A 20383-nucleotide genomic window follows, 5' to 3' on the forward strand; every position below is an offset into this window, starting at 1 on the left:
CCTGGCGGCCCCGGTCAGCCCGGGTCAGCCCCGGTCAGTCTGCGCCCAGCAGGTCCTCCAGCAAGGCCCCGGCCAGCCGTCGGAACGTCCTGCGGGGACGCGTGCGGTCCAGGACCGCGACCTCCAGCTGCGGCGCGGGGATCGTCCGCGGCTCGCCGCCGTCCTCCGCCGCACCCAGGGTCCGCACGGCGAGCGCCAGGACCTCCGGCAGCGTCAGCCCGGCCCGCCACTGCTCGGCCAGCAGGCCGCCCAGCCGGTCCGCCTGGCCCCCCATGACGACGTAGCCGTGCTCGTCGGTGACCGACCCGTCGTACGCCAGCCGGTAGATCTGGTCGCCGGCGGCCGCGCGGCCCACCTCGGCCACCACGATCTCGACCTCGAGCGGCTTGGACTCCGTGGTGAACGACGTGCCGAGCGTCTGCGCGTACGCGTTGGCCAGACCCCGGGCGGTGACGTCCTCCCGGTCGTAGGAGTAGCCCCGCAGGTCGGCGTAGCGCACGCCGGCCACCCGGAGGTTCTCGAACTCGTTGTACTTGCCGACGGCCGCGAAGCCGATGCGGTCGTAGATCTCGGAGATCTTGTGCAGCGCGCGCGACGCGTTCTCCGTGGCGAACGCGATCCCGTCGTCGTACTGCAGGACCACGACCGACCGACCGCGGGCGATCCCCTTGCGTGCGTAGTCCGCCCGGTCCTTCATCAGCTGCTCGGGCGAGACGTAGAACGGCATGCTCATCGCGCACCTCCACGGCTCTCGTGCGTGCGTCGACGTTCCTGCTCGACCGCCCCGGCCACGGCAGCGAGGTCGGCGTCGCTGACGCGCAGGTACCCCGACTCCGTCACGGTCGCGACCACCGGCCAGATCCCTCGCGTGTGGTCGGGCCCACCGGTCGCCGAGTCGTCGTCGGAGGCGTCGACCAGCGCCTCGACCGCCACCTTCACCGCGGCGTCGGCGTCGAGCCCCGGCCGCCACAGCTTCTTGAGCGAGCCGCGCGCGAACACCGACCCCGAGCCCACCGCGTGGTGGTCGTGCTCCTCGTAGCGGCCGCCCGTGACGTCGTAGGAGAAGATCCGGCCGACGCGGCGGTCCAGGTCGAAGCCGCCGAACAGCGGCACCACGGCGAGCCCCTGCATCGCCATGCCGAGGTTGCCGCGGATCATCGTCGCCAGCCGGTTCGCCTTGCCGTCCAGCGAGAGCAGGCTGCCCTCGATCTTCTCGTAGTGCTCGAGCTCGAGCTGGAACAGGCGGACCAGCTCCACCGCGAGACCGGCGGTGCCGGCGATGCCGACCGCCGAGTACTCGTCGGCGGGGAAGACCTTCTCGATCTCCCGGCTCGCGATCATCGACCCCATGGTCGCGCGGCGGTCGCCCGCCATGACGATCCCGCCCTCGAAGGCGAGCGCGAGGATCGTCGTCCCGTGCGGTGCGTGCACGTCACCGACGGGCCGGTTGCCCGGCAGCAGCTGCGGGGCGTGGCCGGAGAGGAACTCCACGAACGACGACGAGCCGGGGGTGGTGAAGGCGTGCGGCAGCCGACCCGACGAGGAACGGTCGGACGGCGGTGTGGGCAGACTCATCGGCGGTCACTGACCGCCCTTCTGCACGAACCCGCGCACGAACTGCTCGGCGTTGGACTCCAGGACGTCGTCGATCTCGTCGAGGAGCGCGTCGACCTCGGCGTCACGGGCCTGGGCGGCCGGCGCGACGGGAGCGGGCGTGTCCGGTCCGTCGTCCGGCTCCGTGTCCTCGCGGCGAGGGCGTACGTGTTCCTGACCAGCCATGGTGACCTCCCGAAGTGCTGAGCCGACCTGCTGTCGCCCACCCTAGGCCCATCTTCCGACGGTCCCGGCCCCCGCGCCCACGCTGCGGACGGTGGACCTGCGGGGGCTAGGCCCCCAGCGCGTCCAGGAGCGCGGTCGCGTCGGGGCTGCGGTCCAGCAGCTCTCCCACGTGCGCCTGCGTGCCTCGCAACGGGTCGCGCATCGGCACCCTCTGCAGCGTCGCCGCACCCGGCACGTCGAACACCACCGAGTCCCAGCTGGCTGCGGAGATCTCGCCGCCGTACCGCGCGACCGCCTCGCCCCGGAAGTAGGCGCGGGTGTCCCGGGGCGGGTGGACGACCGCGTCGGCGACCTCCTCGGCGCTCACGAGCAGCTCCACCGCGCCCGCCTGGACCAGCCGGTGGTAGAGGCCGCGCTCGGGGCGCACGTCGGACCACTGCAGGTCCATGGCGGCCAGTCGCGGGTGGTCCCACGCCAGCCGGTCGCGGCGGCGCATGCCCTCGAGCAGCCGGAGCTTGGCCAGCCACTCGACCTCACGGGCGCACGACGCCGGGTCCGAGCCGAGCCGGTCGAGCACCGAGGCCCAGCGCGCCAGCACGTCGGCGGTCTGTGCGTCGGGCTCGTCGCCGGTGTGCGCCAGGGCCGCGAGCACGGCGTCCAGGTACTCGCGCTGCACCTCGAGCGCAGTCAGGTGGCGCCCGTCGGCCAGCTCCACCCGCGCGGTGAGGGTGACGTCGTGGCTGACCACGTGCACGGCGTGCACCGGGTCGCGCAGCGCGAGACGGTCGATCGCCGCGAGCGCTCCCCCGGACCCGTGCTCGGTCACCGCCCGCTCGATGAGCCACAGCACCAGGGACGTGGTGCCCAGCCGCAGGTACGTCGCGACCTCCAGCATCGTCGCGTCCCCGATGATCACGTGCAGCCGGCGCCACCGGTCCGGGTCGGCGTGCGGCTCGTCGCGCGTGTTGATGATCGGCCGGCGCAGCGTAGTCTCCAGGCCGATCTCGGCCTCCATGTAGTCCGCGCGCTGCGACAGCTGGAAGCCCGGCTCCTCGCCGCGCTGGCCCAGGCCCACGCGGCCGGCGCCGGTGAAGACCTGGCGCGTGACGAAGAACGGGATCAGCCGCGCGGCCAGGTCGTGGAACGGGACGGCCCGGTCAACGAGGTAGTTCTCGTGCATGCCGTAGGTGGCACCCTTGCCGTCCACGTTGTTCTTGTAGAGCGCGACGTCCGGCAGCGCCGCGGTCGACGTGAGCGCGCGGACCGACGCGAGCATCACGCGCTCCCCGGCGCGGTCCCAGCGGACCGCGTCGAGCGGGTTGGTGACCTCCGGCGAGGAGTACTCCGGATGGGCGTGGTCGACGTACAGGCGCGCGCCGTTGGTCAGGATGACGTTCGCGGCGCCCGGGTCCTCGTACTCCTCCGCCGTGGCCCGGGGCAGGGCCTGCGGGCCGTCGGCGGACCGGTCGTCGCCGGACGGCGCAGCCTTCTCCGGGTCGTCCGTCAGCAGCGACGGGTGGGCCGACGCCCGCTGCAGGTGGAAGCCGCGGGCGTCGTGCAGCGGGTCCTCGTCGTCGTAGTCCCAGCGGGCCTTGGCCCGGGCGCCCTCGCGCGCGGCGGCGTGCACCGCGACGACGTGGCTGGACAGCAGCATCGGGTTGGCCAGCGGGCGTCCGGGCTGCAGGATCCCATACTCGGTCTCGATCCCCATCACGCGGCGCACGGTCACGGGACCACACTAAGGTCCGGTGACCGCGCGCCGACGCGGACGTCCGTCTAGAGGTACTGACCGGTGCTGGTGACGTTCTCGATGGTGCGCGAGCCCTCGGCGCCCTTCTTGCCCTGCACGATCGTCCGGATGAAGACGATCCGCTCGCCCTTCTTGCCGGAGATGCGCGCCCAGTCGTCGGGGTTCGTCGTGTTGGGCAGGTCCTCGTTCTCACGGAACTCGTCGACGCACGCCGTGAGCAGGTGGTCCACCCGGATGCCCCGCTGGCCGTCGCTCAGGAAGTCCTTGATGGCCGACTTCTTGGCGCGGTCGACGACGTTCTGGATCATCGCCCCCGAGTTGAAGTCCTTGAAGTACAGGACCTCCTTGTCGCCGCTCGCGTAGGTGACCTCGAGGAACCGGTTCTCGTCGCTCTCCGTGTACATGCGCTCGACCACCCGCGTGATCATCGCCTCGACGGCCGCCGTGGGCGACCCGCCGTGCTCGGCGATGTCGTCGGGGTGGATCGGGAGCGTCGGTACGAGGTACTTGCCGAAGATCTCCCGGGCACCCTCCGCGTCCGGCCGCTCGATCTTGATCTTCACGTCCAGCCGGCCGGGCCGCAGGATCGCCGGGTCGATCATGTCCTCGCGGTTCGACGCCCCGATGACGATGACGTTCTCCAGCCGCTCCACGCCGTCGATCTCGCTCAGCAGCTGCGGCACGATCGTCGTCTCGACGTCGCTCGAGACGCCCGTCCCGCGGGTGCGGAACAGCGACTCCATCTCGTCGAAGAACACGACGACGGGGTGCCCCTGCGACGCCTTCTCGCGCGCCCGGGCGAAGATCAGCCGGATGTGCCGCTCCGTCTCGCCGACGTACTTGTTGAGCAGCTCGGGGCCCTTGACGTTGAGGAAGAAGCTGCGGGTGTCCGCGACGTCCTCGCCCTTGGCGGCCGCCGCGGTGGCGGCCAGCGAGTGCGCGACGGCCTTGGCGATGAGCGTCTTGCCGCACCCCGGCGGGCCGTACAGCAGCACGCCCTTCGGCGGCTTGAGCCCGTGCTCCCGGAACAGCTCCGGGTGCAGGAACGGCAGCTCGACGGCGTCGCGGATCGCCTCGATCTGCGGCCCGAGCCCGCCGATGTCCTCGTAGTCGATGTCCGGCACCTCTTCGAGGACCAGCTCCTCGACCTCGGCGCGCGGGATGACCTCGAACACGAAGCCGCTGCGCGAGTCGATGGTCAGCGCGTCGCCGATCCGCACGTGCGCGTCACGGACCTGGCCGGCGAAGCGCACGACACGCTCCTCGTCGCCGCGGCCGACCACCAGCGCACGCTCGGTGCCCAGCAGCTCCTTCACCGTGACGAGCTCGCCGACCTCCTCGTACCCACCGGCCTCGACCACGGTCAGGGCCTCGTTGAGCATGACCTCCTGGCCGGGCCGCAGGCGCGAGACGTCGAGCGACGGGCTGGCGCCCACGTGCATCTTGCGGCCCGACGACACGATGTCCACCGTGCCGTCGGCCCGGGAGCCGAGGAACGTCGCGTACGTGCCCGGAGGCTTGGCCAGGTCGTCGACCTGCCGCTTGAGGTCGATGATCTGCTCGCGCGCCGCCACCAGCGCGTCGCTGAGCCGCTCGTTCTTGGCAGCGAGCACAGTCAGCTCTCGGTGCAGGTCCCTGCCAGGGGCTGCCGGATCGGTCATCTCGTCGGCCTCCGTTCCGCGTCGCGCGTGGTCGTCACTCCGTCCCCACCGTGCACGGCTCTGTGCCTGCTGGTCCGACGACCCTAACCACCAGTGTCAACACAGGCCGTCCGACGCGCGCAGCCGTTCTCGAGCAGCGGACAGTGCTGGTGGTCGGCCCGTGCCTGCGCTCCGCTGCGGGCGCGTGCCGCTGGCGCGACCCACACCCTCCGCTGCAGTCCGGCTCAGGCCTCCTGAGGCGCCTGGCCCACGTCCCGGCGCGCGCGGCGCAGCTTCTTGTCCGAGACGAGCCGCTCCCCCATGGCCTCGGGCGACCACAGCTCGGAGTCGTCCACGGCGGGTGCACCGTCGGGTGCCACCGGGTAGGCGCCCTTGGCCGGGCGACGACGGCGCTGGGGTGCCTCGACACCGTCGGCGAGCCGGCGGGTGGTGAGCAGGAAGCCGGTGTGCCCGATCATGCGGTGCTGCGGGCGCACGGCGAGGCCCTCCAGGTGCCAGCCGCGCACCATGGACTCCCACGCCTCGGGCTCGGTGTACCGGCCGTCGGTGCGGATGTCCTCGGCGAGCCGGGAGAGCTGGGTGGTCGTCGCGACGTACGAGATGAAGACGCCCCCGGGCGCGAGCGCCTCGGCGACGGCGTCCAGGTTCTCCCACGGGGCGAGCATGTCGAGCACGACCCGGTCGACGGTGCCGGGCTCGGCCACGGTCGGCAGCACGTCCGAGAGGTCACCGACGGACAGCTCCCACGCCGGGTGCGGTCCGCCGAAGAACCCCTCGACGTTGCCGCGCGCGATGGCCGCGAAGTCCTCGCGGCGCTCGATGGAGTGCAGGGACCCGCCGTCGCCGACCGCGCGCAGCAGCGACATGGTCAGCGCGCCGGAGCCGACGCCCGCCTCGATCACGCGGGCACCCGGGTAGATGTCGGCCATCGCGACGATCTGGCCGGAGTCCTTCGGGTAGACCACCGCAGCGCCGCGGGGCATGGACAGCACGTAGTCGGCGAGCAGCGGGCGGACCGCGAGGTACTCGATGCCGGCGGTGTTGCGGACGACGGACCCCTCGGGCGAGCCGAGGAGCTGGTCGTGGTCGAGGTAGCCGCGGTGCGTGTGGAACGAGGCGCCCTCGGCGAGCGTGATCGTGTGCAGGCGGCCGCGGGGGTCGGTGAGCTGCACGCGGTCGCCCGCACGGAAGAGGCCGCGGCGCTGCGCGGCCCCGGTGGACGTCTGGTCGGGGTTCACGGTGCCCGAGTCTAGGAGCGGATCGCGGCCACGACGTCCATCGCGCGGATCAGGCCGACGACGCGACCGTCGACGACCGCGACGACGACGGCGGAGTGCTCGGTGGCGCGGCCGACGGCGGCCACCAGCTCCTGGCCCGTGAGGAGCCCGTCGACGACCGCCCCGCCGGGCAGGGGGACGGCGACCGCGGTCACCGGGGTGGTCCCGGCGGCGGCCGGAGGCACCGAGGCGGCGGCGGCACGGTCGACGTAGGCGGCCGGCCGGCCGTCGGGCGACAGGATGACGACCTCCTCGGCACCCGCCGCGGCGGCGAGCGCACCGGCGTGCGCGATCGACTCGGTGTGCCCGACCCCGGTCGCCCGGCGGCCCACGGACGCCACCGTCATCAGGCCCACGGCCTTCTGCGTGCGGCCACCACGCACCGCGGCGGAGGCGCCCGACCACAGGAACGCGCCGATCAGTGCCGCCCAGACCACGTCGTAGATCTCGGGCGGGCGGCCCTGCACGAGCGGCAGCAGCAGCGCCCACGCGAACACCGCGACGGCGACGACGCGCCCCACCCAGCCGGCCGCGACCGTCCCCGTGTGCCGGTTCTTGGTCGCGGCCCAGACGGCAGCCTCCAGCAGGAACCCCCCGTCGAGCGGCAGCCCGGGGACGAGGTTGAACAGCCCGACGAACGCGTTGGTCAGGCACCCGGACCAGACGAGCAGCCCGACGAGGCTGGTCGTCTCGACGCCCTGCGCGACCGCGAGGAAGCCGGCGGCGAGCACGAGGTTGGCGATCGGTCCGACGACGGCGATCAGCGCGCTGCTCGCGGGTGTCGGCGTGGCACCGGCGAACGCCGTGTGCCCGCCCCACAGGGTGAGCACGAACTCGCGCGGCTGCTGCCCGCGGGCGCGCGCCATGAGCCCGTGCGCCAGCTCGTGCACGAGCACGGAGGCGAACAGCAGGACCACGAAGCCGAGGGCCACGACGTAGACCAGGGCCCCGAGGTTGTCCGCCCGGGCGCGGACGGTCGGCGCGAAGATCAGCGTGAGCACGACCGCGGCGATGAGCCAGCTCGGGGCCAGGATGATCGGCGCGCCCACCGCGCGGCCGATCACCCAGCCGGACGATCGTCGTGCGGGGGGTCGGGAGGCGCTCACGGGTCAAGAGTAGGTGGGTCGGTGGTCGGTCGTGTGGGCGCCCCCGCCTACGCTCGAGGCGTGACAGTGCAGCACCTCGACCAGGACACGCCGGACCTCCCGTCGGCCACGCTGGGCGACGACGCCGTGGAGGAGTCGGTCGAGGCCGCCGTCGAGGCGGTGGCCACGGCGGCTGCCGCCGAGCGTCCCGCCTCGCGGCCCGGGCTGTCGCCGTCGCGCGCCAACGACTTCCTGCAGTGCCCCCAGCTCTTCCGGTTCCGCGTGATCGACCGGCTCCCGGAGCCGCCCAGCTCGGCCGCCGCCCGCGGGACCCTGGTGCACGCCGTCCTGGAGCACCTCTTCGACCTGCCCGCGCCGGAGCGGACGCTCGCGGCGGCGCACGCCCTGCTGCCGGACCAGTGGGCGACGCTGCTCGAGCGCTCCCCCGCCGTCGGTGAGCTGTTCGCGGACCCGACGGAGCTGGCCGAGTGGCTGACCAGCGCGGAGGCGCTGCTCGCGACGTACTTCACGCTCGAGGACCCGACGCGCATCCAGCCCCGGGAGCGCGAGCTGCTCGTCTCCACGGACCTGGACGAGGGCGGTCCCCAGCTGCGCGGCATCATCGACCGGGTCGACGTCGCGCCCAACGGCTGGGTGCGGGTCGTCGACTACAAGACGGGTCGGTCACCGCGGGCCGGGTTCGAGAGCTCGGCGCTGTTCCAGATGCGCTTCTACGCGTACGTCATCTGGCGTACCCGCGGTGTGCTCCCCAAGCGCCTCCAGCTCGAGTACCTGGGCGACGGCGTGGTCCTCACGCACGAGCCCACCGAGGCCGAGATGGCGACCGTCGAGGCGCGGGTGCGGTCCATCTGGGGCGGCATCGAGGACGCGGCCCGGTCCGGCGACTGGCGGCCGCGCACCTCGAAGCTGTGCGACTGGTGCTCGTTCAAGGCCCTGTGCCCGGCGTTCGGCGGCACGCCGCCCGAGGTGCCTGCCGGTGCCGTGGAGCGGTCGATCGGGGTCGTCCCCGCCGCCTGACCGGCTCAGCTCGCGCGGCGCAGGTCGAGCACCTCGCCGCGCACGATCCGACCGAGCGCGCTCGGCGTGAGGTCGTGCAGGGAGGCGATCCGGCTCAGGCCCGGCTGCGCGGCGACCGGCTGCATGACCTCGATCGCGACGGTGCGCGCACCCGACGCCAGGGCGGAGGCGATGCCCGCGCGCGAGTCCTCGACGGCGACGCAGTCCGCGACGTCCACCCCGAGCAGCCGTGCTGCCGTCAGGTACGGCTCGGGGTCCGGCTTCGCCCGGGCGACCTCGTCCCCGCTGACGACGACGTCGAACCGGCCGGCCGCGGCGGCGAACGGCTCGGCGAGCATGCGGAACGACGAGGTGACCAGCGCCATCGGCACCCCCGCGCCGTGCAGGTCCGCGAGCACCTGCTCCGCGCCCGGCTGCCACGGGATCCCCGCGGCGACGCCGTCGGCCACCCGGCGGTTGAGGAAGTCGACGATCTCCTCCAGCGGCAGGTCGACGCCGCGCTCCTGGAGCTTGCCGGCGGACACCAGCATCGGGTTGCCCACCAGGGACAGCCCGTCCTGGTGCGTCCAGACGCCCCCGTGCGCCTCGACGAGCTCCGTCTCGGCGCCCATCCAGTAGGGCTCGGTGTCGATGAGCGTGCCGTCCATGTCCCACAGGACGGCAGCAGGCAGGACGAGGTCGGGGAAGGTGCTGGGCATCGGTCCATCGTACGAGGCCGCACCGATCCACCGGCGGGCCCCCGCTCCGACGCGCGCACGACGCCCGTCCGCATCCCTGCGGCCCCGCGCCTTACGCTGGCCCGATGAGCGAGACCACCCCGGCCGACCTCCCCGTCCGCGAGACCGTGCTGCTCGCGGCGTTCGAGGGCTGGAACGACGCGGGGTCGGCCGCCACCCAGGCGCTCGAGCACCTGCACGAGGTCTGGGACGCCGAGCAGGTGGACGAGCTGGACCCCGAGGAGTACCACGACTTCCAGGTCAACCGGCCGGTCGTCGGCCCTGGCCCGGACGGGCGCCGCGAGATCACCTGGCCCACGACCGCCGTCGCCGTGGCGACGGCACCCGTCAGCGGGCGACGGGTGGTCCTCGTGCACGGGATCGAGCCGTCGATGCGGTGGCGCCGGTACTGCACCGAGCTGCTGGAGATCGCCGCGGGGCTCGGCGTGGACACGGTCGTCACCGTCGGCGCCCTGCTGGCGGACGTGCCGCACACGCGCCCCATCCCGGTGAACACGACGAGCGAGGACGCGGACGTCCGGGACGCCTTCGGCCTCGAGCCGAACACGTACGAAGGACCGACGGGCATCGTCGGCGTGCTGCAGCACGAGGCCGCGGCACGCGGGATGCGCGCCATGTCCCTGTGGGCGGCCGTCCCGCACTACGTCGCGCACCCCCCGTCGCCCAAGGCCACCCTGGCGATCCTGCACCGCATCGAGCAGCTGCTGGGCGAGCCGGTGCCGCTCGGCGAGCTCCCCGACGACTCGGCCGCGTGGCAGCACGGGGTCGACGAGCTGGCCGCGGAGGACGCCGAGATCGGCGAGTACGTGCACCAGCTGGAGGAGGCCAAGGACACGGCCGACCTGCCGGAGGCGAGCGGGGAGGCCATCGCCCAGGAGTTCGAGCGCTATCTGCGCCGCCGCGACAAGGGCACGGGCGGCTGAGCCGCTAGAGGCGGATGCCCAGCAGGGCGTCGAGGGTGCGACCGATGACGCCCGGTGCGCCCTCCACCGGCTCGGCGGTCCCCGCCAGGGAGAGGTCGGCCCACGCGTCGATCGCGGCGAGCGCGGCCGGGGTGTCGAGGTCGTCGGCGAGGGCTGCCCGGACGGCCGCGAGCGTGCTGTCCGCGTCGGGTCCGCCGTTGCCGGACACGGCTGCGCGCCAGTGCTCGAGCCGCGCCTCGGCGGCGTGCAGACCCTCGTCGGTCCAGTCCCAGTCATCGCGGTAGCGGTGCGCCAGGATGGCGAGGCGGACGGCCATGGGGTCGACGCCCTGCTCGCGCAGGCGGGAGACGAGCACGAGGTTGCCGAGGGACTTGCTCATCTTGTGCCCGTCGAGCCCGACCATGCCGGTGTGCAGGTGGACCCGCGCCCCGCGGCCGCGGTCGAGCAGCCGCGCGTGCGACGTGCTCATCTCGTGGTGCGGGAACTGCAGGTCGGACCCGCCGCCCTCGACGTCGAACGGCAGCCCGAGGGCGTCCCGGGCGATGACCGCGCACTCGATGTGCCAGCCGGGCCGGCCCCGGCCGAGCGACCCGCCGTCCCAGGCGGGCTCGCCGGCCCGCTCGACGCGCCAGAGCAGCGGGTCGAGGGGGGCGCGCTTGCCGGGCCGGTCGGGGTCTCCCCCGCGCTCGGCGGACAGGGTCCGCATCGTGTCGTCGTCCAGCCCGGCGACCGCGCCGAAGTCGATGTCGGCGGTGAGGTCGGCGTAGACGTCCCCCAGGCCGTCGTCGCCGAGCGCGTCGGACGTCGGCACGCGGTACGCCGCACCGGCGGCCAGCAGCACCTCGACGGCCTCGACGACCGCCGGGATGACCTCGACCACGCCGGAGTACACGTCGGGCGGGATGACAGCGAGCGCCGTCATGTCCTCGGCGTAGAGCTGGGTCTGCTCGGCTGCCAGCTCACGCCAGTCGATCCCGAGGGACGCCGCGCGCTCCAGCAGAGGGTCGTCCACGTCCGTCACGTTGGACGCGTACCGCACGCGGTGACCGGCGTCGCGCCACGCCCGCCCGAGGATGTCGAACGCGACGTAGGTCGCGGCGTGGCCCAGGTGCGTCGCGTCGTACGGGGTGATCCCGCAGACGTACAGCGTCGCGTCGGTGCCCGCCGCGGCGAGCACGAGCTGGTCCGTCGAGGAGTCGCGCACCTGGACCGGGAGGCCTCGTCCGGGGAGCTGCGGGATGTACGGGGGCGGCCAGGTGAGCACGCCGGAAGCCTAACCGGGCTGCGAGGTCCACAATGCCCAGGTGACGCACCAGACACAGACCGAGGGCCACCGCGAGCGGGTCTGCGTGGAGACGTCCGACGGGTGGGACCTCGTGCAGGAGGGTGGCCCGTCGGGCGGCGTGCGATGGGTCGTCGTCGACTCGATGGACGACCTGTCGGACGCCGCCCGCCGGTACGGCATCAGCGACCGCGCGATCACGCTGCTCGAGCACCGCATCCCCGGTGCGCAGCCGTCGGCGACGAACCACACGCAGCGCGCCCGCCTGGACCGGTCCCCGGACGGCGAGCTCATCCTGACCACACCGACACTGTCCTACGTCGAGTCGACGCACGACGTGCACACCGGCGCCCTGACGGCCGTCATCGGTGACGACGTCGTCCTGATGGCGGAGCTGGGCGACGCGCAGGTGCTCGACCGCGCCGTGTCCAAGCTGACCGGCGGGTTCCCCGTGCCCGACGAGGGTGTCCACCAGGTGCTCGCGGTGGTGGTCCTCACCCTCGTGTCGGAGGCGTCGGACGTCGAGATCGGCCTCGGGGACGCGGTCGCCGACGCGGAGCGGCTCGTGTTCTCCACCACCCGGCACGACAGCCCGCTGGAGGAGATCTACGACCTCAAGCGGGAGATCGCGGAGGCCCGTCGCGCGCTGAGCCCCGTCACCTCCGTCCTTCCCGAGCTCATGGCCGAGGCGGAGGAGGGATCCGGTCACCGTCTCTCGCAGCCGTGGCTGCGCCGGGCCGAGGCCTGGGTCGACCGCCTGGACAAGCACCTCGACGGCTACGACGACCTGCTCAGCGACATGCTCTCCGTGCACCTGTCCCAGGTGTCGGTCCGGCAGAACGAGGACGTCCGCAAGATCTCGTCGTGGGCGGCCATCGCGGCGGCACCCACCCTCGTCGCCAGCATCTACGGCATGAACTTCGAGCACATGCCGGAGCTGACGTGGACCTTCGGGTACCCGCTGGCGATCGCCGCGATGGGTGCGGTGTGCTGGTCGCTCTACCGGCTGTTCCGCCGCTCCGGCTGGCTGTGAGCCGGCGCTGAGCGCTACGTCGTGGTGGGTGCGCTGTTGGCGTCGAGCACACCGGTGAGGAGCAGGAGCACCACGAGGGCGGCCAGCCCGAGCCGGTAGTACACGAACGGCTTGTAGCTGAACGTGGAGACGATCTTCAGGAACACGATGATGACGAGGTACCCGACGACGAAGGCGACCAACGTCGCGACGAGCGTGGCGCCGAAGCCCGGGGTGCCTCCCGTGCCGAAGTCGTCGACGCTCTTGGCCAGCTGGAACAGGCCCGAGCCGAACACCGCGGGGATGGCCAGCAGGAACGAGTACCGGGCGGCGGCCTCCCGGGTGTAGCCCATGAGCAGACCGCCGGTGATCGTGCCGCCGGACCGGGAGACGCCGGGGACCAGGGCGAGCGCCTGCCAGAGGCCGAACTGGATCGCGTGCTTGCCGGTGAGCTCGGTGAGCTCGCGCTGCTTGGCTCCCCGCCCGTCCGCCCAGCCGAGCACCAGCGCGAACCCCGCGAGCGTCAGGGCGACGAGCCAGAGGTTGCGGAACGTCTGCTCGATGGCGTCCTGGAACGCCAGACCGAGGACGACGATCGGGAGCGAGCCCAGCGCGATGAACCACGCCATGAGCGCGTCGTGGTCGGCCCGCTGCCCCGCCGGCATGCCGGCGCGCGAGCGCCAGTCGGTGCCGTGGTCGCCCCGGATCGCGCGCCACCAGGCGGTGGCGATGCGGGCGATGTCCCGCCGGAAGTAGAGGATCACGGCGGTCTCGGTGCCGAGCTGCGTGATCGCCGTGAACGCGGCGCCCGGGTCGGAGCCGAACAGGTCGCCGACGATGCGCAGGTGCGCGCTCGACGACACCGGGAGGAACTCGGTCAACCCCTGGACGAGCCCTAGAAGGATCGCTTCACCCAGTCCCATGGCGTCCGTCACGAGCGGACACGATAGCCGGGTGCGTTGCTGCGGCAGAGCCACGCGCGCCGATTAGTGTTGCGCCTCATGGAACAGCGCCACCTGGGCCGCACGGGTCTGCGGGTCTCCCGGCTCGGGCTCGGCACGATGACCTGGAGCCGCGACACCGACGCGCACGACGCCACGGAGCAGCTGCGGGACTTCACGGACGCGGGCGGCACGCTGGTCGACACGTCCGCCTCGTACGCCGACGGTGGCGCGGAGGAGCTCCTCGGCGAGCTGCTCGGTGACGTCGTCCCCCGCGACGAGGTCACGCTGTGCACGAAGGCCGGCATCCGGCGCACGAGCAGCGGCGGTGTCGTGGACGCCTCGCGCGGTGGCCTGCTCGCGTCGCTCGACGGATCCCTGCGCCGCCTGCGCACCGACCACGTCGACCTGTGGCTCGTCCAGACGCCGGACCCCCGCACACCGCTCGACGAGACGGTGTCCGCGCTGCGGCTGGCGGTCACCAGCGGGCGCGCCCGCTACGTCGGGCTGGCCAACCACGCCGGCTGGCAGGTCGCCCGGGCGGCGAGCCTGCTGGAGGGCGAGGTCGGGCTCACCGCGGTCCAGGCCGAGTACTCGCTGCTGCAGCGCGGGATCGAGCGGGAGGTCGTGCCCGCGTCGGTCGCCCTCGGCGTCGGCGTCCTCGCGTGGTCGCCGCTGGGACGCGGGGTCCTGACCGGGAAGTACCGCCGGACCATCCCGGCCGACTCCCGGGCCGCGTCGCCGCACCTCGCCGGCTTCGTGGAGCCGTACCTGGCGCGGGCCTCCGCGACGATCGTCGAGGCGGTGGCCACGGCGGCGTCCGGTCTCGACCGCACGCCGCTCGAGGTGGCGCTCGCGTGGGTGCAGGGGCGCGGGGTGGCCTCGGCGATCGTGGGCGCCCGGACGGCGACACAGCTGCGCGCCTCGATCGCGGCGCAGGACCTGGTGCTGCCCGACGAGCTGCGCAGGGCCCTGGACGAGGTCAGCGCCCCGACGCTCGGGTACCCCGAGCGGTTCTAGCTCGGGTGGGGTCCCGATCCACGTCACCCCGGCCGCGACCTAGGCTGCCGCCATGTCGATGGACCACACCGACGCGGTGTTCTTCGAGGACGCCACCGAGTTCGAGGCCTGGCTCGACCAGAACGCCCTCACTGCCTCGCACGTCTGGGTCCGGATGGCCAAGAAGGGCACCGCCGTCCCGTCGGTCGACTGGACGACGGCTGTGGACGTGGCGCTCTGCTTCGGCTGGATCGACGGCATCGCCCGCCGGATCGACGACGAGTGGTACGTGCAACGGTTCACCCCACGCCGCGCGAAGAGCGTCTGGTCGAAGATCAACCGCACGCGCATCGAGAGGCTCACCGCCGAGGGCCGGATGCGCCCGGCCGGCCTGGCCGAGGTGGAGAGGGCGAAGGCGGACGGCCGCTGGGACGCCGCGTACGACAGCCCGGCGACCGCGGTCGTGCCCGACGACCTCGCCGCCGCACTGGCGACGCGCAGCCTCACCGACGTCTTCGCCGCACTGGACGGTCGGAACCGCTTCGCGTTCCTGGCCCGCATCCAGACGGCGGTGCGCCCGGAGACCCGCGCGCGCCGCATCGAGCAGCTCACCGACGCCCTCGCCCAGGGAACGACGCCGCACCCGGCACCGAAGCGGAAGAACGAGGACTAGCTACCGGCTCGCCTCGTCGGCGAGGTCGTCGACGTCCGCGTCGTCGTAGTCCTCGTCGTCCTCGTCCTCGTCCTCGTCGTCCTCGGCGTCGTCCTCCTCGGCGAGGTAGAACGGCGTGGCCTCCCCGTGGACGGTGCCGAGGGCGTCGTCGTAGACCTCGAAGGCGTCGGCCAGGATGTCGTACGCGTCGTCGACGGCGGGGTCGTCCTCACCGTGCGGTGCGGCGACGGCGGTGTAGTGGGCCTCGAGGGCTGCGATCAGGCGGTCCAGCGCGGCACGCGGGTCGACGGTCATGCGACGACCGTAGTCGTCTGCGAGGCACAATGGCAGCGCGTAAGGTTCTGCGGCACCAGGCTCGGACTCTCTATCGTCGCGGCGCGAGCGTCGTCGCGGGACGGGGTGGCGGATGGCATACGGACAGACAGGGACGAAGCGGCCCGACTGGGTCGCGCAAGGCGGTCAGTACGAGTACCGCGTGCTGCGGATCCCGGCGACGACGTCCCGGAACGACGCGCGCCGGATGCTGACCGAGCAGGCCGAGCTGGGCCGGTGGGAGCTGTCGAGGACGCTCCTGTTCGCCGGCGGCGAGCGCAAGGTCTGGCTGCGGCGCAAGATCATCCGCGTGCGCAGCACGCTGGCGGAGACCTCGGGCTGAGCGCGAGCGGGCAGGTCCCGTCGTCGTTCAGGGCCGCTGCGTCAGCAGGTGCGCAGCAGCCGGTCCAGGACGCGCGTGCCGAACCGCAGCGCGTCCGACGGGACCCGCTCGTCGACGCCGTGGAACATGCCGGCGAAGTCGAGGTCCGCGGGCAGGCGCAGCGGCGCGAAGCCGTAGCCCTGGATGCCGAGCCGCGACAGGGACTTGTTGTCGGTCCCGCCGGAGAGCGTGTACGGCAGCACCGTGGCGTCCGGGTCCTCTGCGAGCAGCGACTCGACCATGCGGTCCACGAGGTCGCCGCTGAACGGCACCTCGAGCGCCGTGTCGTGGTGCAGCCGCTCGATGCGGACGTGCTCGCCCGCCAGCTCCGCGACGGTCCGCACGAACTCGTCCTCCAGCCCGGGCAGGTAGCGGCCGTCGACCGTGGCCTCGGCGGAGCCCGGGATGACGTTCGCCTTGTAGCCGGCGGTCAGCTGGGTCGGGTTGGTGGTGTGCCGCAGGGTGGCGCCGACGAACTTCGCCGCCGGACCGAGCGCGGCCACCAGCCGGTCGATGCCGGCGGGGTCCTGCGGGTCGAACGGCAGGCCAGTGAGCTGCGCGACCCCCTCGAGCAGCGCGTGGACCGTCGGCGTGAGCTGGAGCGGCCACGGGTGCCGGCCCAGCCGCGCGACCGCCTCCGCGAGGTGCGTCACGGCGTTGTCGGCGTTGACCTGGCTGCCGTGCCCCGCGCGGCCGTCGGCCACGAGCCGGAGCCAGGACAGCCCCTTCTCGGCGGTCTGCAGGAGGTACGCACGGCGGCCGTCGACGTCGACCGAGAACCCGCCGACCTCGCTGATCGCCTCGGTGGCGCCCTCGAACAGCTCGGGGCGGTGGTCGACCGCCCAGCGTGCACCGAGGCTGCCGCCCGCCTCCTCGTCGGCGAACATCGCGACGACGACGTCCCGGGCCGGCTTGCGCCCCTCGCGAGCCATCTGCCGGACGACGGACAGGATCATCGCGTCCATGTCCTTCATGTCCACGGCGCCCCGGCCCCAGACCAGGCCGTCGACCTCCTCGGCTCCGAAGGGGTCCACGGACCAGTCCTCGGCCCGCGCGGGCACGACGTCGAGGTGCCCGTGCAGCACGAGCGCCGGGCGTGACGAGTCTTCGCCCTCCAGCCGGACGACGACGCTGGCCCGGCCCGGTGCGCTCTCGAACAGCTCGGGGTCCAGGCCGACCTCGGTCAGCAGGCCCATCACGTGCTCGGCAGCCGCCCGCTCCCCCGGCCCCGAGTCGTCGCCGTAGTTCGAGGTGTCGATGCGGATGAGGTCGCGGCAGATCTGCACCACCTCGTCCTGTGCGGTCGGGGTAGCAGCGGGCGATCCGTGGCCGGGCGCGCCGGAGGCCGGGTGGGTGGCGGGCATGCCGTCCACCGTACCGGCCTCCGGGACGAGCCGAGAGTCAGCCGCTGACCGCTCCGAGCAGCCCTCGACGGGCCAGCAGCGGGTCGATCAGCGGGTCGCGCCCGCGCAGGTCGCGGAACGCCGCCATCGGGTCGACCGACCCGCCCCGGGAGAGCAGGCGCGCGCGGAACGTGTCGCCGTTGGCCCGGTCCAGCCCACCGTTCTCCCGGAACCACTCGACGGTGTCGGCGTCGAGGACCTCCGACCAGATGTACGAGTAGTACCCGGCCGAGTAGCCGCTGGAGAAGATGTGGTTGAAGTACGTCGTGCGGTAGCGCGGCGGCACCGGGGCGTAGTCGACCCCGGCGCGCTGCAGGGCTGCCGCCTCGAACGCCTCGACCTCGTCGACCTCCGTCGGCACCTCGTCGGGCGACAGCCGGTACCAGGCCTGGTCGAGCAGCGCGGCCGCGAGGTACTCGGTCGTCGCGAACCCCTCGCCGTCCTGGCGTGCCGCCAGCAGCGTGTCCACCCACTCCGACGGCATGGGCTCGCCGGTCTCGTGGTGCCGCGCGAACGCGCGCAGGATCGACGGCTCCCACGCCCACATCTCGTTGACCTGCGACGGGTACTCGACGAAGTCCCGCGGGACGGACGTGCCCGACTGCGACGGCCACCGGACGGCGGAGAGCAGCCCGTGCAGCGCGTGACCGAACTCGTGGAACATCGTGATGACGAAGTCCCAGGTCAGCAGCGTGGGCTCACCCTCGGGGGGCTTCGGGATGTTGAGGTTGTTCACCACGACGGGACGCTCGCCGAACAGTGCCGACTGGTCCACGAGGCTGTTCATCCAGGCACCGCCGCGCTTGGACTCCCGCGTCCAGTAGTCGGCGAGGAAGAGGCCGAGCTGGCTGCCGTCCGCGTCGAACACCTCGAACACCCGGACGTCGGGGTGGTACCCCACCAGGTCGTGGCGCTCCGCGAAGGTGAGCCCGTACAGCTCCGTCGCCGCGCGGAACACGCCGTCGGCCAGGACACGCTCGAGCTCCAGGTAGGGGCGCAGGAGCGCGTCGTCGAGGGAGCGTCGCTCCTTCTTGACCTGCTCGGCGTAGAACTGCCAGTCCCACGGCTCCAGCCGCGCACCGGGGTGGTCGCGCCCGAGCGCCTCGGCCAGGTCGGCACCCTCGGCGCGCGCGTTGGCGACGGCCGCCGGGGCGAGCCGCTCGAGGATGTCGGAGACCGCCTGTGCGGTCGTCGCGGTCGCGTCGGCGGCGACGTACTCGGCGTGGTGCGCGTACCCGAGCAGCTGCGCGCGCTCGGCACGCGCGCGGACCAGCCGCAGCAGCGTCGCCCGGGTGTCGTGCGGCCCCGACGTCCCCCGACCGGCCGACGCCCGGAAGACCCGCTCGCGCAGCCCCCGGTCCCGCAGCACCGCCAGCGGCCCCTGCTGCGTCGGCAGCGCGAGCTCGAGGAACCACCCGTGCTCGTGCCCACGGTCGCGTGCCGCCTTGGCGGCGGCGTCGCGGGCGTCCTCCGAGAGGCCGGCCAGCTCGTCCTCGTCCGTCACCAGCACGCCGCCCGCGTTGGCACCCGCCAGCAGGAGCCGGCCGAACTCGGCCTCGAGGCTCATGATCTCGGCGTTCAGGGTGCGCAGGCGGTCCTGCGACGCCTCGTCCAGCCCGACGCCCGAACGGACGAACCTCGTGTGCGTGCGGTGCAGCAACCACGCCGTGTCCGGCTCCAGCTCCAGCGCGCCGGAGTCGACGTCGGCCTGCAGCGCGGCGACCCGGGAGAACAGCCGGGGGTCGAGGTAGATGGCGTCGTGGTGGGCGGCGAACTGCGGCGCGAGCTCCGCCTCGATCGCGTCGAGGCCGGGCGTCGAGTCGGCGCTGGACTGGTTGAAGAAGCTCTCGACCGTGCGGTGCAGCAGCCGACCCGAGCGCTCGAGCGCCTCGAGGGTGTTCTCGACGGTCGGTGCCGCGGGGTCGGCCGCGATCGCGTCGATCTCGGAGCGCTGCTGCGCCATGCCGGCGAGCAGGGCCGGGCGGTAGTGCTCCTCACGGATCTGCGTGAAGTCCGGGAGCCCGTACGGGAGGGTGGACGGGACGCCGAACGGGTTGTCGGCGGGGAGATCGGTCGGCTGCATGCCGGACATCATCGCCGACGGGTCCGACGTCCGCCCCTCACGACGTGCGGGCGAGGAACGCGTCCTCGGCGGCGTACGCGAAGAAGTCGCCCATCGCCTCCATCCGGACGAACCCGGGGAACGCCTCGCGCCAGTCGCGGGACGCCGCGGCCTCGACCAGCCAGTCGACGCACGCGCCCACGGTGTCCGCGTACCCGCCGGAGGCGACGTACCCGAGGTCGTCCGCCGCGCGGCGCATGTCGAGCACGATCGGGCGCGGCACCGACCAGGGGGTCAGCCCGACGCCGTCCATCGGCGCGCCGGTGACCGGGACGAGTCGGGAGGTCACACCCATGGCGGCGTCCACCGCCGTCGCGATCTCGGCGACCGTGAGCGCCTCCGGGTCCGCGGCGTTGAGCACCCGGTCACCCGGCCGCCGTGCGGACAGGCGGACGAGCTCGGCCAGGACCGACGTCGCCGTGGTGTGGAACCGGCTGAGCCCGTCGTAGGCGAGCACCCGCACGTCGCGTCCGTCGAGCACCCGCTTCACGAACGTCCACTCCCGGGGCTGCACGCACCCCGGGCCGTGGATGGCGCCGGGCCGCAGGATCGTCGTCGGCACCGGTGACGCCGCCCACGCCTGCTCGAGGGCCACCTTGCCGGTGGCGTATGTGTCGCGGCCGGGCGCGACGGTCGGCTGGTCCTCGCTGACCGGGACGGGGAACGACCCGAAGTCGTCGGACTCGAACCCGTCGCCCGCGTCATCGACGTAGACGCCGGCGCTGGAGACCACCACCGCCGACCCGACCCGGTCGGCCCGCTCGATCAGCGGCGTGGCCTGCCGGTCGTCGTACGCGACCACGTCGACCAGGACGTCCACCCCGCCCGCCAGAGCCTCGTCGAGCGCGTCGGGATCGTGCCGGTCCCCCCGCACGAGCTGCGCGCCGCCGACGTCCGCCGCGTGCCGGGCCAGCACCCGCACGTCCCAGCCGTCCTCGAGCAGCGCGGGCACCACGGCCCGGCCGATCTGCCCGCTGCCACCGATCACCAGCGCCGTCGTCATGGAC

20 protein-coding genes are annotated in these 20383 nt (G+C 73.3%); 6 read left to right on the top strand and 14 right to left on the bottom strand.

The annotated features are described in order from the left end of the window. Positions 1 to 34: 34 nt before the first annotated feature. From prcA to CXY01_RS08400, 7 genes are all read right to left on the bottom strand, one after another. Positions 35 to 733 (bottom strand): proteasome subunit alpha, encoded by a 699-nt coding sequence (gene prcA, locus CXY01_RS08370; protein ID WP_146926970.1) that lies wholly within the window; start codon positions 731 to 733, stop codon positions 35 to 37. After that, the gene (gene prcB, locus CXY01_RS08375) at positions 730 to 1575 is read right to left on the bottom strand and encodes a proteasome subunit beta (protein WP_146926971.1); all 846 of its coding nucleotides are present in this window, start codon (positions 1573 to 1575) and stop codon (positions 730 to 732) included. Before prcB ends, prcA begins: the two co-directional genes overlap by 4 nt. 6 nt (positions 1576 to 1581) lie before the next feature. Continuing rightward, positions 1582 to 1779 carry a ubiquitin-like protein Pup gene (locus CXY01_RS08380; RefSeq protein ID WP_146926972.1) on the bottom strand — a complete coding sequence of 66 codons (198 nt, stop codon included), beginning with the start codon at positions 1777 to 1779 and terminating at the stop codon, positions 1582 to 1584. Positions 1780 to 1885: 106 nt separating this feature from the next. Beyond that, positions 1886 to 3508, bottom strand: a complete 1623-nt coding sequence (gene dop, locus CXY01_RS08385) for a depupylase/deamidase Dop (protein WP_146926973.1) — start codon at positions 3506 to 3508, stop codon at positions 1886 to 1888. Between the two features lie 47 nt (positions 3509 to 3555). Then, positions 3556 to 5190: a proteasome ATPase gene (arc, locus tag CXY01_RS08390; RefSeq protein WP_146926974.1), complete on the bottom strand. Its 1635-nt coding sequence runs from the start codon at positions 5188 to 5190 to the stop codon at positions 3556 to 3558. Positions 5191 to 5414: 224 nt separating this feature from the next. Next, complete coding sequence (locus CXY01_RS08395) at positions 5415 to 6428, bottom strand: tRNA (adenine-N1)-methyltransferase (protein ID WP_146926975.1); 1014 nt, start codon at positions 6426 to 6428, stop codon at positions 5415 to 5417. A gap of 11 nt (positions 6429 to 6439) precedes the next feature. After that, positions 6440 to 7573 (bottom strand): site-2 protease family protein, encoded by a 1134-nt coding sequence (locus CXY01_RS08400; protein WP_146926976.1) that lies wholly within the window; start codon positions 7571 to 7573, stop codon positions 6440 to 6442. 159 nt (positions 7574 to 7732) lie between these two features. Between CXY01_RS08400 and CXY01_RS08405 the strand changes: the two genes are divergently transcribed. Further along, positions 7733 to 8590: a RecB family exonuclease gene (locus tag CXY01_RS08405; protein ID WP_246125178.1), complete on the top strand. Its 858-nt coding sequence runs from the start codon at positions 7733 to 7735 to the stop codon at positions 8588 to 8590. Positions 8591 to 8595: 5 nt separating this feature from the next. Here CXY01_RS08405 and CXY01_RS08410 read toward each other — a convergent pair whose 3' ends face one another. Continuing rightward, positions 8596 to 9288, bottom strand: a complete 693-nt coding sequence (locus CXY01_RS08410) for an HAD family hydrolase (RefSeq protein WP_246125162.1) — start codon at positions 9286 to 9288, stop codon at positions 8596 to 8598. 104 nt (positions 9289 to 9392) lie between these two features. Here CXY01_RS08410 and CXY01_RS08415 point away from each other — a divergent pair, with 104 nt between their 5' ends. Next, a complete protein-coding gene (locus CXY01_RS08415; RefSeq protein ID WP_146926977.1) occupies positions 9393 to 10250 on the top strand; it encodes a PAC2 family protein in 858 nt (285 codons plus the stop codon). 4 nt (positions 10251 to 10254) lie between these two features. Here the strand turns inward: CXY01_RS08415 and mshC are convergent, their stop codons facing one another. Then, a complete protein-coding gene (gene mshC / locus CXY01_RS08420; RefSeq protein ID WP_146926978.1) occupies positions 10255 to 11514 on the bottom strand; it encodes a cysteine--1-D-myo-inosityl 2-amino-2-deoxy-alpha-D-glucopyranoside ligase in 1260 nt (419 codons plus the stop codon). 40 nt (positions 11515 to 11554) lie between these two features. Between mshC and CXY01_RS08425 the strand changes: the two genes are divergently transcribed. After that, positions 11555 to 12565 carry a CorA family divalent cation transporter gene (locus CXY01_RS08425; protein ID WP_246125164.1) on the top strand — a complete coding sequence of 337 codons (1011 nt, stop codon included), beginning with the start codon at positions 11555 to 11557 and terminating at the stop codon, positions 12563 to 12565. 14 nt (positions 12566 to 12579) lie between these two features. Here CXY01_RS08425 and CXY01_RS08430 read toward each other — a convergent pair whose 3' ends face one another. After that, complete coding sequence (locus CXY01_RS08430; RefSeq protein WP_146927068.1) at positions 12580 to 13467, bottom strand: undecaprenyl-diphosphate phosphatase; 888 nt, start codon at positions 13465 to 13467, stop codon at positions 12580 to 12582. Positions 13468 to 13545: 78 nt separating this feature from the next. Between CXY01_RS08430 and CXY01_RS08435 the strand changes: the two genes are divergently transcribed. Both CXY01_RS08435 and CXY01_RS08440 read left to right on the top strand, forming a co-directional pair. Beyond that, positions 13546 to 14505 (top strand): aldo/keto reductase, encoded by a 960-nt coding sequence (locus CXY01_RS08435; protein ID WP_146926979.1) that lies wholly within the window; start codon positions 13546 to 13548, stop codon positions 14503 to 14505. Positions 14506 to 14557: 52 nt separating this feature from the next. Next, the gene (locus CXY01_RS08440; protein WP_146926980.1) at positions 14558 to 15157 is read left to right on the top strand and encodes a YdeI/OmpD-associated family protein; all 600 of its coding nucleotides are present in this window, start codon (positions 14558 to 14560) and stop codon (positions 15155 to 15157) included. Here CXY01_RS08440 and CXY01_RS08445 read toward each other — a convergent pair whose 3' ends face one another. Next, positions 15158 to 15451: a primosomal protein gene (locus tag CXY01_RS08445; RefSeq protein WP_146926981.1), complete on the bottom strand. Its 294-nt coding sequence runs from the start codon at positions 15449 to 15451 to the stop codon at positions 15158 to 15160. Between the two features lie 112 nt (positions 15452 to 15563). Here CXY01_RS08445 and CXY01_RS08450 point away from each other — a divergent pair, with 112 nt between their 5' ends. Next, positions 15564 to 15812: a DUF5703 family protein gene (locus CXY01_RS08450; RefSeq protein WP_146926982.1), complete on the top strand. Its 249-nt coding sequence runs from the start codon at positions 15564 to 15566 to the stop codon at positions 15810 to 15812. A gap of 41 nt (positions 15813 to 15853) precedes the next feature. Here the strand turns inward: CXY01_RS08450 and CXY01_RS08455 are convergent, their stop codons facing one another. The 3 genes from CXY01_RS08455 to CXY01_RS08465 are packed head-to-tail and all read right to left on the bottom strand — an operon-like array spanning position 15854 to position 20379. After that, positions 15854 to 17215 (bottom strand): M20/M25/M40 family metallo-hydrolase, encoded by a 1362-nt coding sequence (locus tag CXY01_RS08455; protein WP_146926983.1) that lies wholly within the window; start codon positions 17213 to 17215, stop codon positions 15854 to 15856. A 37-nt stretch (positions 17216 to 17252) separates the two neighbouring features. Continuing rightward, a complete protein-coding gene (locus CXY01_RS08460) occupies positions 17253 to 19337 on the bottom strand; it encodes a M3 family metallopeptidase (protein WP_146926984.1) in 2085 nt (694 codons plus the stop codon). Between the two features lie 37 nt (positions 19338 to 19374). After that, on the bottom strand, positions 19375 to 20379 hold the full coding sequence (locus CXY01_RS08465; RefSeq protein ID WP_146926985.1) for an NAD-dependent epimerase/dehydratase family protein: 1005 nt from the start codon (positions 20377 to 20379) through the stop codon (positions 19375 to 19377). Positions 20380 to 20383 lie beyond the last annotated feature (4 nt).

Origin of the sequence: Cellulomonas xylanilytica, from assembly GCF_007989805.1 — a bacterium.
GTDB classification, from domain to species: Bacteria; Actinomycetota; Actinomycetes; order Actinomycetales; family Cellulomonadaceae; genus Cellulomonas; species Cellulomonas xylanilytica.